The following is a 13,693-nucleotide window of genomic DNA, read 5'->3' as shown; positions in this document are numbered from 1 at the left end:
CTCCGATCAGTGGTGGGTGGGGACGGCGATCTCCTCACCGTCGACCTCGCGGAAGGTGAAGTCGCGGCGGGCGATGACGAAGTAGATGAGGGCGGCGATCGCGGCCCCGGAGAACCAGGAGAACTCGGAGATCCCGGAGAAGGCGGGCACGAGAGCGAAGACGAGTGAGATCGCCGAGGCGGGGATGAAGGCTCCGATGGCTCTCCAGTTGACCCCGCGGTGGTAGAAGTACTCTCCGTCGCCGGCCTCGGTGTAGAGCTGAGGCACGTTGACCTTCGTCTTGCGCACCACCCAGTAGTCGACCATGATCACACCGAACAGTGGTCCGAGCAGGGCGCCGAGTCCGCCGAGGAAGTAGACGATGACCACCGGGGAGTCGTACAGGTTCCACGGCAGGATGACGAAGCCGATGACGGCGGAGATGATGGCGGCGCTGCGGAAGTTCAGGTGGCGCGGAAACAGGTTCGTCAGCGCGTAGGTCGGAGCGACGAAGTTCGCCATGAGATTGACCGCGACGGTGAGCAGGAGCAGCGACAGGGAAGCCAGCACGAGCAGGACCGGGCTGCCGATGGACTGGACGATATCGGCTGGTGAGGTGATGACGGTGCCGTCGATCTTGTACTGCGCGCCGGCCAGAGAGATCACGACGAGACCGAAGACGAGCATGTTCACCGGGATGCCCCAGAAGTTGCCGACGACGATCGATCCGCGCTTCTTCGCTGCCCTCGTGAAGTCGGAGAAGTTGAGGACGAAGGTTCCGTAGATGGACACCCACAGCGCACCTCCGCCGAAGATGTGCGCCCACATCTCCCAGCCGCTGAGCGCATCATCGGTCGACCACGCGATGGAGAAGTCGACGCGGATGAGCATCCAGACGGCCAGGGCGAGGAAGGTGACGAGGATGATCGGTCCGGCGATGGCTTCGTAGCGGCGGATCATCTCCATCCCGTAGCTGACGATGATGACTTGGATGACCCACAGCAGGGTGAAGGAGAACCAGCCGAGTCCGGAGAGTCCGAGGAACTCGGCATCGACCCAGGACTGCAGGCCCGGGAACATCGTCAGCAGCATGACGTTGAGGACGCTCGAGGCCAGGTAGGTCTGGATGCCGAACCAGGCGATGGCGACGATGCCCCTCACCGAGGCGGCCAGCTGGGCCCCGTGGATGCCGAAGGAGATCCGGCTCATCACCGGATAGGGCACTCCCGTCTTGTATCCCATGAAACCGGAGAGGGTGAGCAGGAAGAACAGCAGAGCAGCACCGACGAGGAGCGCCACAAGGATCTGCCAGGCTCCGAGGCCGAGAGCGAAGAGTCCCAGTGCGAACCCGTAGTTGCCCAGGGAGTGGACATCGTTGGCCCACAGGGTGAAGACGCTGTAGGCCGTCCAGCTGCGTCCCTCCTTGCGGGACGGGGCGAGGTCCGCATTGTAGAAGCGCGGACTGATGCGGTGGGCCGCCAGCTGATCGGGGCTGGGCCCCAGACGAGTGGGCACGGGGGCCTCCGCCGTCTCGGTCTTCCTCATGCAGTCCACTCCTTGGATCCGATCAATGCCCAACCGGGATACCAAAAAGCAAACACAGCTCTGTGGCACCGGCTATCTGACGAACTCAGAGTAACCCAGCTCACACCGCCATGGCAATGAGTCGGGCCGGACGAATTCGCTTTGAGCCGATGTTTGCGGCCATCCACCACGACAGCAACGGGCGAGGGCGTGATGCCAGCTCCACCGGACGAGCACGCCGAGCTATGGCATACCATTCGTGTTCAGCCTGGCCGTTTCACCTGGTCTTGGCCGTTTCAGCCGGTCGCCTGCGACGGACACAGTGGTGAGGCGAGAACACCCGGCGAGGCTCTCAGCTCTCGTGTTCGACATCCTTGGCGGTCGGGTCCCAGGCGACGATGCCGACGGCGATCGCGCCGGCCAGCGGTGCGCAGGCGACGATCCAGAACACTCCGGTGCCCAGGGAGGCCGCGAGGATCGGGAACATGATGAGCGAGACGATCGAGAACGCGCGCAGGACCGACTGATTGAATCCGATGCCGATTCCGCGCAGTCGCGTCGGATAGGACAGGGTCGCATAGTTCATGAGGTTCGCTCCCGGCCCGCCGGCCTGAGCGAAGACGAAGGCCGCGAGCATGGCCACGGCGACGAGGACGAGAGCCCCGTTCGGGATGCCCACCAGGGCCAGCGTTCCCAGAGCGAGTGCCTGGATGACGAATCCGATGAGGGTGATCTTCCGGGTGCCGAAGCGGTTGACGATGCTCATGCCCAACAGGCCGCCGATCGTTCCGAAGCCCAGGTTGATGACCAGTGAGGCGATGATCGTGATCAGCGGGGTCTGGTGGAAGAGCGTGGTGATGATCAGCGGGGTGCCGTAGGCCACGGCGTTGTAGCCGAAGGTCGAGAACACGGAGACGCAGAGCGCGACGATCGTGCGCACCCGGTAGCGCGGGGAGAACAGTTCGGCGAAGCCGGCCCACCGTCCGCCCTTGACCGGGGCGGACGAAGCGTTCGGGGTCTCGCGGGCGTCGGCGGGAGCGAGTTCGACATCGAGGTTGTGGTGGCTGCGCATGACTTCGACGGCGCCGCGCAGGTCGCCCTGGTTGGCCAGCCATTCGGGTGATTCGGCAAGGTAGCGGCGGCGGACGAGGAGGACGACGAGGGCGGGGACGGCACCGAATCCGACGACGATGCGCCACAGGATCGCATGCTGGTCATACGGCAGGGTGATGAAGATGATGAGCACGATGACGTAGCCCATGCCGGTGGCGAAATACCAGGCCGGTGACCAGGCGTTGACCCGCTGTGAGCGATTGCCTCTGCCTTTGAGCTTCGAGAATTCGGCGAGGAACGCCATCGCCACCGGCAGATCGAGTCCGACGCCGATGCCCATGACGAAGCGGAAGGCGATGAGGACCCATTCGTTCGGGGCCACGGCACAGCCGATGGCGGCGACGACGAAGAAGACCATATCGGCCATGAAGAGCCTGTAGCGCCCGAAGCGATCGACGAGGTATCCGCCGAAGAGTGCGCCGATGACGGCTCCGACCATGATCGCGGCGTTGACGAGTCCGGTCATGAAGCCGGAGAGGCCGAACTGCTCCTGGATGGCGGTGATGCCGAAGGCCAGGGAGGAGAAGTCGTAGGCATCCATGAAGATCCCGCCGAGGGCGAGGATGATCACGGCCGTCGTCTTCGTCCCCTGGGAGCCGAACTCGGCGAGGATCGAGTGGATATCGGCTGCGGAGGAGACGATGCGCGGAGTCGGCATCGCCGCCTGCCGGTCACGAGTGGATGCGGATGGTGTCTGTGCCGCATTCGCGGCGGGATCTGTCGAAGTCACAGTCGACAAGTATGGTGTCGCGGCGGCCGGGCGCCGTCATCTGCTGTCACAGTTCGTCACGAGCACCGTGGGAAGGACCGGTGGCGCCAGGAGCCCTGCCGACATGAGCACCATCGGCAGGCAGAGCACGGTTGGCCCGCCGCTCAGTCGAGGCGGTGTCCGCGCCTGTCCGGAATGAGGAACATCGCGAGGAACTGGATGAGATAGATGAGCGGCAGCAGCGCCAGCGCGAAGCCGAAGCCCAGATGTCCTGCGAGCAGGGCGATGACGACCGGGGCCAGTCCCCCGACGGCACGGCCGAGGTTGAAGATGACGTTCTGGGCCGTCGCCCTGATCGCCGTGGGATAGAGCTCGGCCAGCAGCGCCCCATGGCCGCCGATCATTCCATTGGCGAAGGCGCCCATGAAGAACCCGCCGGCCAACAGTGCGCTCGGATCGGTGAACTGGCTGTAGGCGAGGATGGTGACGATGGCTCCGGCCTGGAAGATCCAGAAGGCGGGCCGGCGACCGAGACGGTCGGCGACCTGACCGAAGATGAGGATCCCGGCGAGCATTCCCATCACCGTCACTGCCGTCCACAGCGACCCCTTGGTGACACCCAAGCCGATCTGCTCGGACAGATAGTTCGGCAGCCAGGTGATGATGCCGAAGTAGCCGAAGTTCTGCACACTGGTGAGGACCGTCAGCGCCAGGGTGATCGTCGCCGTCTCCCGATCCTTGAACAGTCCGGCGATCTTCGCTCCGAAGGAATTCGGCACTCCGCTCGCTTCGTGATCTCCACCGGCCGCCTCGGCGCCCCTCTCCCGCTGTTCCTGGGCCCGGACGAAGGTCTCCGGCTCCTCGACGCCGCGCCGGATGATGAAGGCGAAGACAGCGGGGACGAGCCCGATGACGAACAGTGCCCGCCACCCCCACAGGGCGATGACGGGAGCCGAGACGACGGCTGCGGCGAATACGCCGAGTTGGAATCCCACTCCCACCCATGAGGTGGCGCGCGCTCGCCGGTCGGCACGAACCGCCTCGGCGGCCAAAGCCATGCCGATGCCGAACTCACCGCCGATTCCGATTCCGGCGATGAACCGGTAGGCAGCGAGGTCCCAATACCCCTGTGCCAGTGCCGACAGCCCGGTGAATACCGCGAAGATGAGGACCGTCCAGGTGAGCACCCGCACCCGACCGTGCCGATCGGCAAGGGCGCCGAAGACGATTCCGCCGACCACGGCGCCGAGCAGTGTGATCGTCGACAGGGATCCGGCTGCGACGTCGCTGAGCCCGAAAGTGGCGATGATACCCGAGAGAGCGAAGCTGAGGATGAGGAGATCGAAGCCGTCGAGTCCGTAGCCGACGGCGGCGGCGACGAGCGCTCTGCGCCGGTATCCGCGATCCTCGGCAGTGTCTGTGGTGGTCAGCGGAGTCGATGCACTCATACGCGGTCTCAGTTCGGTTCACGGATCGGAAAACGGCCGCAGACCATTATGCCCCACGGCCGTTCCCCGGTACTTCAGCTTCTGTTCGCTCAGACGCGGGCACCCTCGCCGAGGCGGTACCGGGCACCCGTGTGATCGTCGGCCAGGCGGGGGCCGGCCCCGGTGAGCTGTTCGCGCACCGTGGCACCCGCGGTCGGTTCGGGCAGGAGTCCGCGGCGGCGCAATTCGGGTGAGACGTACTTCGTGAAGCGTTCGGCATCGGCCGGGCGCACGGCCGCGGCGATGTTGAATCCGTCGATATCGGCCTCGTCCATCCACCGCTGGAATTCGTCGGCGACCGTGGCAGGCGAACCGGTGATGACCGGCCCGCGTCCTCCGAGGGCGACGAACTCCGCAAGGTCGCGGATCGTCCAGGCCCTGTCTCCGGCCATGGTGGTGAAGGAGGCGAGCGCGGACTGGTTGGCGTCGGTGGACACGTATTCGAGGGTGTCATCGGGCGAAGCGCCCGAGAGATCGACGCCGGTCCATCCGCCGAACAGGGACAGTGCGGATTCGGTGTCCACGTAGCGACGATAGTCGGCCAGCCGTGCTTCAGCCGCCTCATCCGTGTCGTCGACGATGACGGTGGCCAGGGCGAAGATCTTCACTGCGTCACGGGCACGTCCGCGCTCTTCGAGTCCATCACGGACCTTGTCGACCCAGCTGCGCACGATCTCCGGTGTCGGTCCGGAGAAGAAGATCGCCTCGGCGTGGTCGAGCGCGAATTCCTGCCCGCGCTTGGACGCCCCGGCCTGGAAGAGCAGCGGGGTGCCCTGCGGTCCGGGGACGGCGAGCGCCTGGCCGGGGACGGTGAAGAACTTGCCCTCGTGGCCGATGTCGTGGACCTCGTTCGGGTCGACGAAGACGTTCGCGTCGGCATCGGCCTTGAGCGCGTCCGGGGTGATCGAGCCCTCGAACAGTTTGTACATGACCTCCATGAACTCATCGGCGCGGTCGTAGCGCTCATCGTGCGGGATCTGGCCCTTGAGTCCGAGGTTGCGGGCGGCGGAGTCGACGTAGCTAGTGACGATGTTCCAGGCCACCCGACCGTTGGTGAAGTGATCGAGGGTGGTCAGGGTGCGGGCGAGCAGGTAGGGCTTCTCGTAGGTCACCGAGGCGGTCACACCGAATCCCAGCGTCTTGGTGGATGCGGCCATGGCGGGAACGGCGACGAGGGGGTCGAGCAGAGGGAACTGCACTCCCCCACGGTTCGTGACATCGGCGTTTCCGCCGTACACGTCGTAGACGCCGAGGATGTCGGCGAGGAAGAGAGAGGAGAATCCGCCGTCTTCGAGGGTTGTGGCCAGGTCCGTCCAGAAGGACAGCTGGGTGAATTCGTCGACTCTCGATTCCGGATGGCGCCACAGTCCGGGTGACTGGTGGACCGGGGTCATCATGTCGAAGGCGTTGAGCAGGATCGGTTTTGTCATGGGTGTCTCCTCTGGGTGGTGCGATGAGTGTGGGCCGACGAATCGGCTGGTGGCTTCAGGCCGCGGTGCGCGCGAGCGTTCGGGCAGGATCTTTGGCGCCGATGGCGGCGATGAGCGAGAGGACGCACAGCAGGGTGAGGTAGCCGCAGATGAGCCAGGGCGAATGGCCCCCGGCGACGTAGAGCAGTGCCGCGACCATCGGCATGATTCCGCCGCCGATGACGGTGCCCAGCTGGTAGCCCATGTTCACACCCGAGTAGCGGACCTCGATGGGGAACTGTTCGGCGAACCAGGCCGCCTGGGGACCGTAGACGGCATCGTGGGCGAGGTTCATGCCGAGGATGACGACCAGGGGCAGCAGTCCCAGTGGGCCCGCATCGAGGAAGGCGAAGAAGAACCAGCCGAATACGGCGATGCCGATGAGTCCGACGATGGTCACGGGTTTGCGACCGATCCGGTCCGAGGCCCATCCCCATGCCGGTCCGGTCACCAGACCGACTGCCGAGGCGATCATCACCGCCGTGACTCCCGAGGTCGAATCGCCGCGATTCTCCGCCAGGTAGCTGAGCATGTAGACGGTGATGAGGTAGAAGACGCTGTTCTGTGCCAGGCGCAGCCCGATGGTGACGAGCAGGACGCGCGGGTGAGCGGTCAGCACCTCCCGCAGCGGTGCCTTGGCGACCTTTCCGGAGTCCTTGAGCTCCTGGAATTCAGGTGCGTCGGAGACGCCGAGGCGAATCCACAGTCCCAGTGCCACGAGCAGCGCGGAGGCGAGGAAGGGGATGCGCCAGCCGAAGGCTTCGAACGCTTCGGCGCTCATGAGGTTCTGGACGAGGAAGAAGGAGCTGGTGGCCAGCAGCATTCCCGCTGCGGATCCGATCTGTGTGAAGGATCCGAAGAGACCGCGCTTTCGGACGGGGGCGTGTTCGACCGACAGCAGGGCCGATCCGCCCCATTCGGCTCCTGCCGACAGACCTTGGACGATGCGCAGGACGACGAGGGAGGCTGCGGCCCACCAGCCGATGGCGTCGAAGTTCGGGACCAGTCCGATGAGCGTCGACGCCGTCCCCATGGACAGCAGGGACACGACGAGCAGAGCCTTGCGTCCGACACGATCACCGAGGTGGCCGGCGATGATTCCGCCCAAGGGTCGGGCGAAGAACCCGACGGCGAGGGTGGCGAAGGAGGCGAGTCGGCTGCCGAGTTCACTGTCTGAGGGGAAGAACTGGACGTTGAAGATCAGGGCCGCGGCGGTGCCGTAGAGGTAGAAGTCGTACCACTCGATGGTCGTCCCGGCGAAGGCCGAGGCCAGGACCCGCTTCTTCCCGGACAGGAACCGCTGCGGTGGGTCCTGGGTGCTCGGTGCGGTGACCGGCGTCTGCGTCATGCGGTGCTCCTCTGCGGCGGGGTTCGGTTCGGCTCGCTTCCAGTCGAGCGCGTGTTTCGTTGAGCAATCTATGCCCGGACGCCGCCGACACCTGCCTGCATGTGTCACGTCTCGACTCTCAGCGTCATATGTGGTCATAAGTCGTCTTCATATGACCCCGGCCACGACGTCGACGCCGTGGCTTTGCGATGATCGACTCCATCGACACCGATCAGACGGCCCCGTCGGCATTGTCTGCTCAACGTCTGCTCAACGAAAGCAGCGGGCACCTGAGACACCGACGACCACACGAGCACAGAGGTGAAGGAATGACGCTCTTGGCAGACCGCACCGCACAATCACCGGCCCCGGTGAACCCGGCAACACCCGAGGCTCTCCGCGAGACCTTCTCCCATTTCCCCCAGGGGGTCGCTTTCATCGGCGCCGAAATCGATGCGGCACCACTGGGCCTTGTCGCCTCCACCCTCACCGTCGGCGTCTCCCTCGACCCGCCCCTGGTCAGCGTCGCCGTCCAGAACACATCGTCCACCTGGCCCACCCTGCGACGAGCCCCCGAGCTGGGCATCTCCCTGCTGGGCACCGACCAGGAGCACCTGGCCAGGCAGTTGGCCGCCAAGGACCGCAGTCGACGATTCACCGGCGTCAGCCCTGAGGTCACGGCCGGAGGCGCGCTGACGATCCCCGGCAGCTCGGCGTTCCTCTGGACCAGGCTCTACGATGAGGTCGCGGCAGGCGATCACACGGTGGCACTGCTCGAGATCCTCGGCACCCGAAACGATGACGGCCCCGAGGCCCTGGTCTTCCACCGCAGTGAGTTCAAGGGACTGCGCGTTTCCTGACCTCGCCTGAACGCTATGCCCCACCCTTGACTCGCATTCGAACTCGTGTTCGAATTATGCCATGCGGTGGAACGAAGCGAGCGGCAGCACCGACCCCGGCACACCTGTCCTCTTCGGGACGAAGGGCCTGGTCCGGTCGGTGCAGACGCCGGAATTCTCAGGAATCACCTTCCACGAGGTGCTGGCGAAGTCGGCGCTGAACAAGGTTCCCCAGTCCAGCTCGATGCCCTTCTCCTGGACCGTCAACCCCTACCGCGGTTGCTCACACGCCTGCGTGTACTGCTTCGCCAGGAACACTCACCGCTACCTCGATCTCGATTCCGGAACCGACTTCGATCGCCAGGTCGTCGTCAAGATCAATATCGCCGACGTCCTCGCCGCCGAGGTGGCGCGTCCGACATGGGCGAGAGACCATGTGGCCCTGGGCACGAACACCGACCCCTATCAGCGCGCCGAAGGCCGCTACTCCCTCATGCCGGGGATCATCACAGCTCTGGCCGAGCAGTCGACTCCGATGTCGATTCTGACCAAGGGCACACTGCTGCGACGGGATCTGCCTCTGCTGGCCCGCGTTGCCGAAGACGCTCCTGTTGAGATCAGCATGTCGATCGCCGTTCACGACGACGCTCTGCAGCAGAGCCTCGAACCCGGCACGCCGACGACGAAGGCCAGGCTGGCCACCGTGCGCGCGGCCGCCGAACTCGGGTTCGATGTCACCGTCTTCATGATGCCGATCATGCCGAAGCTCACCGATTCCCGTGACCACCTCGAATCCGCTCTTCGGGCAATCAGAGACGCCGGGGCCGCGCGGGTCGTCTACGGCGCCCTGCACCTGCGCCCCGGTGCCCGCGAATGGTTCTTCGAATGGCTCGAGCGCGAACGCCCAGAGCTCCTCCCCCGCTATCGCAGGATGTACGCAGGCTCCTCCTACGCGTCGAAGGAGTATCGACGGTGGCTGGGCGAACGCATCAACCCGCTCATCGACCGCTATGGTCTGCGCGGACGCAGCGATGACGACTACCCGGCGACATCGAGAATGCACGGTCGACCGGGTGCGGACCGAACCTCGCAGCAGGCGGGTGCGCTGGCGGCACAGGTTCAGCTTTTCGCCGCTCCGAAACAGCAGGCGCTGTTCTGATCAGGAGGTCTGGAATAACTGCACAGCCGGCGCGGTTTGCCCTGATATGAAGATTGAGATCTGGTCGGACATCGCCTGCCCCTGGTGCTATATCGGAAAACGTCGCTTCGAGGATGCCCTCGACGACTTCGCTCACAAGGATGACGTCGACGTCCAATGGCGCAGCTTCCAGCTCGACCCGAGCCTGCCCGATCACTTCGACGGCACCGAGACCGAATACCTCAGCCAGACGAAGGGCATGCCCACCGTTCAGGTACGACAGATGTTCGACCATGTCACACAGCAGGCCGCCGGAGTCGGCCTGAACTACGACTTCGACTCGATCATCGTGGCCAACAGCTTCACCGCCCACCGCTTCCTCCACTTCGCCAAAACTCACGACCTCATGTCCGAGGCCAAGGAAACGCTGCTCTCGGGCCACTTCGAGAAGGGGCGCGACATCGGTGACATCGATTACCTCGCCGAGGCGGGGCGTGAGATCGGCCTCGACCCCGACGAAGTCCGCCGTATCCTCGCAACCGATGAATTCTCGGACGAGGTTCAGGCCGACATCAGTGAGGCCCGCGCGCTCGGCGCCAATGGAGTCCCGTTCTTCGTCATCGACCGCAAGTACGGCATCTCCGGAGCACAACCCGCGGAGGTCTTCTCACAGGCCTTCGAGACCGCCTGGAAAGAAGGACAGAAGCTCACGGTCCTCGCCGGCACTCCGCAGTCAGCGGCCGAGGACTTCGCCGACGGCGCGGCATGCGGCCCGAACGGCTGCAGCTGACTCAAAGATCTCCCTCCAATTGCTACCTGACGGCGGCCCAGCAACCTCGCGCGAGGTTGCTGGGCCGCCGTCAGGTAGCAACAAAGGGGGTCAGGGCAGAGCTGCCTGCCGATCAGAGCAGCGGAACGCTCGGGTAGCGAACGGCGCCGTCCGGGTCGGTCACCGGCGCTCCGAGCATCCCGGCTGCGGCATCGATGAGGAAGCGGCCGACCTGTGCCCAGCTGCCCTGGTTGGCGTCCTCATTCATCTTCGCCTCCTGGTCGGCGCAGACGCCGACGACCATGCTTCCCAGCAGGTAGGCGCGACCGCGCAGAACCCCTTCAGGGATCCCGTCGACCGCACCGTTGATGAAGCGCAGGTCATCGGGCAGGTCCGCGTCCCCGATCACCTCTCTGGCCACCTCGACGGCCGATGGGACCGCCGAGATCTGCGACATGAACTGCGCCCGCCAGCTCGGCTTCGGAAGACTGTCGAGCAGCTCGATGAGCGGGCGCAGACGAGTCGTGACGAGCTCGTGGATGTTCGGCGTCTCGTCCAGCTGCGACATCAACTCACGCCTGCGCCGAGACATTTCGTCGTGGTGGCGCTCGACGAGCGCGCGCAGCAGTCCGTTGCGGCCGCCGAAATGGTAGGCGATCGCCGAATGATTGGCTGCCCCGGCGTGTTCGACGATCCGCCTGTTCGATACCGCATCGATCCCATTGCGTGCGAACAGCTCTTCGGCGGCATCGAGCAGGGCATCCCGCGCCCGGTCACTCTGGATGGTCATTCCCACATCTTTCCATTCGCTCTCGAATTCACAAGTTTCCGATTTCACGATTTTAAGTCACGCGTCTTAAACTGGCGAAGTTCACAGTGGTCGACGAGGATCACACGATTTCCGATCCTTGAAGGGGACGACAATGTCCGATCGCCAACCACGGACGAGACGAGAAGCCCTCGAGTCCGAGCACCCGACATCGCACCTGGCTTCCGATTCCGGGTCCGGCTCGACTGTGACCACCGAGGACCAAGCAGCGGCCAAGCGCGCGAAAGCCGAATTCATCGGCCGCACCGTTGCGATCTTTCTCATGCCGCTCATCTTCGTGGGCATGATGATCACGAGCTACCTGGGAACGATGCACTCCCCCGAAGCCAACGACATGCCCATCGTCGTGGCCGGGTCATCGGCCAAGGCCGATGATGTGACATTTGCGATCAACGGCGCCGAACCCGACGCCTTCGATATCGAGACGACCGACGACGTCTACTCCGCTCGAGAAGACGTCTACAATCGGGACGCCTCGGCGGCGATCATCGTCACGGGCGATACCGCGACGATCGTCACCGCCAGCGGAGCCGGGGTCCAACAGTCGACCACTGTCGAGCAGCTCGTGCGTCCTGCCCTCGCGGCCGACGGGCTGAAGGTCACAACCGAGGACCTCGCCCCACTGCCGGACCGCGACCCCACGGGAATGGCGGCGATGTTCCTCATGACGTCCATCGTCATGGCCGGCTATATGCCCTTCAGCGTTCTGCGGTCGAATTCGCCTGAGCTGCTGAAGTTCAAACGCATCGTTCCGATCCTCGCCGGGTGGTCGGCTGCCATTGCCGGCCTCGTCTGGACCGTGGCCTGCCCGATCCTCGATGTCGTCGATGTCAAGGACACGGTGGCCGTCCTCGGCATCGCCTGGCTGGGCGTCTTCGCCATCTCCTCCGTCCAGCTCTTCATCACCCGCCTCGTCGGGGCCCTGGGCGTGATTCTCGGAATCCTCTTCCTCATGGTCCTCGGCATGCCGTCGTCGAATATGGCGATGCCGGTGTACAGCATGCCGGAGTTCTTCCGCTTCACCCACGAGTTCCTTCCGATGCCGGCGATCGGTGAGTCTCTGCGCTCCGTCCTCTACTTCGACGGCAACGGCGTCACCGGTCACCTGTTCGTGCTCGCTCTCGGGGCGGTGGCCGGTCTGCTGCTGACGAAGGTCTATGACCACTTCTACGCGAAGCGAAATTCGCACCCTGTGCCCCTGGATGTCAATGTGGCGGCGATCCACGGCGGTCGGAGGCCGGATACGAAGCTCATGCGCTATATCTCGCTGACGCTCTTCCCCTTGGCGATGGTGACGATGATGATCACGTTCATGCTCGGCGCGATGCATTCGCCGACACCGAAGGATATGCCGGTGGCGGTCGTGGGGTCCTCGGTCGAGCAGGCCGAGGACACGATCGAGCAGCTCGATGAACAGATGGACGGAAAGTTCGAGTTCACCGCACTCGATGACAAGGGCGAAGCACGTCGTCTCGTGGAGAACCGCGACGATGTCGCCGCGCTCGTCCTGCCCAGTGAGAAGAATCCCGAATTCGAGCTCCTGGCCAACCAGGCCGGCAACAACGCCTCCTACCGTGTGGCCGTCCAGGTCTTCGAGCAGGTGGCTCAGGCACAGAACTCCGATCTCACCGTCGACAACCTCGCGCCTCTGCCCGATCGGGACAAGAACGGCGTGGTTGTGATGTACGTGGCGATGGGCTGGATTCTCGCCGGATTCATGGTTGTCATCGTTGCCGCGAACGCCAATCCGTGGGTTCGGCCGCTGAAGCGGATGCTGCCGATCATCGTCGCCTACGCTCCGTTCATGTCGCTGGTCGTCGCGACCATCTCCGGTCCGATCACCGGAGCCGTCGACGGGCACTTCGCGGCACTGTGGGGCGCCGGCATCATCGCCATCGCCTGCATCTCCATGTTCGCCATGGTCTTCGAAAGGCTCCTGGGCATGTTCGCGATCATCCCGGTCATCGGCACGCTCATGTTCGCCGGTGTGCCGTCGTCGAACGGTGCGCTTTCGCAGTACATGGTGCCGCCGTTCTTCGCCACCCTGCACGACTTCCTGCCGATGGCCGCCTCGGTCGAGACGATCCGCTCGATCCTCTACTTCGACGGCGATGTCGTCACCGAACACCTGCAGGTCCTCGGCCTGTGGGGTCTGGTCTCGCTCGCGCTGGTCTTCCTCATCGACGGCGTCAAGCCGCCGCGCACTGCCCATGACTTCGGCAACCTCCATCTCGAACGTGAACGAGAGATCGCCAGGGAACAGCGGAAGCAGGCGCTGGCGCTGGGCATGTCCCCGGAGACATCGGATTCCGACGCCGAGGCGGTCGATGACCTGGCATCGTCCGGCGACTATTCCCACCAGACTGTCCAAGGATCCGTCGTCGATGACGAGGCCGACGCTCAGCAGTCCGTCCACAGAGCCCCGACAGCAGGCGACGGCCTGACCCGGCACCGCAGCCCCCACGAGGAATCAATCCCCTCCACAGTCTGACCTGCTATCTGACGGCGGC

Annotated in this window: 10 protein-coding genes; 4 read left to right on the top strand and 6 right to left on the bottom strand. The window is 64.7% G+C overall.

What is annotated here, in order from left to right; translation table 11 throughout:
* Positions 1 to 6: 6 nt before the first annotated feature.
* The 5 genes from HF684_RS06895 to HF684_RS06875 all read right to left on the bottom strand — a co-directional run bounded on the left by HF684_RS06895 (position 7) and on the right by HF684_RS06875 (position 7,629).
* Positions 7 to 1,524 carry an NCS1 family nucleobase:cation symporter-1 gene (locus HF684_RS06895; protein WP_169251892.1) on the bottom strand — a complete coding sequence of 506 codons (1,518 nt, stop codon included), beginning with the start codon at positions 1,522 to 1,524 and terminating at the stop codon, positions 7 to 9.
* A gap of 331 nt (positions 1,525 to 1,855) precedes the next feature.
* The gene (locus HF684_RS06890; RefSeq protein ID WP_248279154.1) at positions 1,856 to 3,346 is read right to left on the bottom strand and encodes an MFS transporter; all 1,491 of its coding nucleotides are present in this window, start codon (positions 3,344 to 3,346) and stop codon (positions 1,856 to 1,858) included.
* Between the two features lie 143 nt (positions 3,347 to 3,489).
* Complete coding sequence (locus tag HF684_RS06885) at positions 3,490 to 4,773, bottom strand: MFS transporter (protein WP_169251891.1); 1,284 nt, start codon at positions 4,771 to 4,773, stop codon at positions 3,490 to 3,492.
* A gap of 89 nt (positions 4,774 to 4,862) precedes the next feature.
* Positions 4,863 to 6,242, bottom strand: a complete 1,380-nt coding sequence (locus tag HF684_RS06880; RefSeq protein WP_169251890.1) for an LLM class flavin-dependent oxidoreductase — start codon at positions 6,240 to 6,242, stop codon at positions 4,863 to 4,865.
* Positions 6,243 to 6,297: 55 nt separating this feature from the next.
* Complete coding sequence (locus HF684_RS06875) at positions 6,298 to 7,629, bottom strand: MFS transporter (protein WP_169251889.1); 1,332 nt, start codon at positions 7,627 to 7,629, stop codon at positions 6,298 to 6,300.
* 308 nt (positions 7,630 to 7,937) lie between these two features.
* Here HF684_RS06875 and HF684_RS06870 point away from each other — a divergent pair, with 308 nt between their 5' ends.
* The 3 genes from HF684_RS06870 to HF684_RS06860 all read left to right on the top strand — a co-directional run bounded on the left by HF684_RS06870 (position 7,938) and on the right by HF684_RS06860 (position 10,375).
* On the top strand, positions 7,938 to 8,468 hold the full coding sequence (locus tag HF684_RS06870) for a flavin reductase family protein (protein ID WP_169251888.1): 531 nt from the start codon (positions 7,938 to 7,940) through the stop codon (positions 8,466 to 8,468).
* A gap of 61 nt (positions 8,469 to 8,529) precedes the next feature.
* Positions 8,530 to 9,606, top strand: a complete 1,077-nt coding sequence (locus HF684_RS06865) for an Rv2578c family radical SAM protein (RefSeq protein WP_169251887.1) — start codon at positions 8,530 to 8,532, stop codon at positions 9,604 to 9,606.
* A gap of 46 nt (positions 9,607 to 9,652) precedes the next feature.
* A complete protein-coding gene (locus HF684_RS06860) occupies positions 9,653 to 10,375 on the top strand; it encodes a DsbA family oxidoreductase (protein WP_169251886.1) in 723 nt (240 codons plus the stop codon).
* 112 nt (positions 10,376 to 10,487) lie between these two features.
* On the opposite strand, the gene HF684_RS06855 is transcribed toward HF684_RS06860, so the two are convergent.
* On the bottom strand, positions 10,488 to 11,144 hold the full coding sequence (locus tag HF684_RS06855) for a TetR/AcrR family transcriptional regulator (RefSeq protein ID WP_169251885.1): 657 nt from the start codon (positions 11,142 to 11,144) through the stop codon (positions 10,488 to 10,490).
* Between the two features lie 133 nt (positions 11,145 to 11,277).
* On the opposite strand from HF684_RS06855, the gene HF684_RS06850 reads away from it, so the two are divergent.
* A complete protein-coding gene (locus HF684_RS06850) occupies positions 11,278 to 13,674 on the top strand; it encodes an ABC transporter permease (protein WP_211168085.1) in 2,397 nt (798 codons plus the stop codon).
* The last annotated feature ends 19 nt before the right edge of the window (positions 13,675 to 13,693 follow it).

The sequence above is a fragment of the Brevibacterium sp. 'Marine' genome (assembly GCF_012844365.1).
Classification (GTDB): domain Bacteria; phylum Actinomycetota; class Actinomycetes; order Actinomycetales; family Brevibacteriaceae; genus Brevibacterium.
This window is presented reverse-complemented; position numbering and strand designations above follow the sequence as displayed.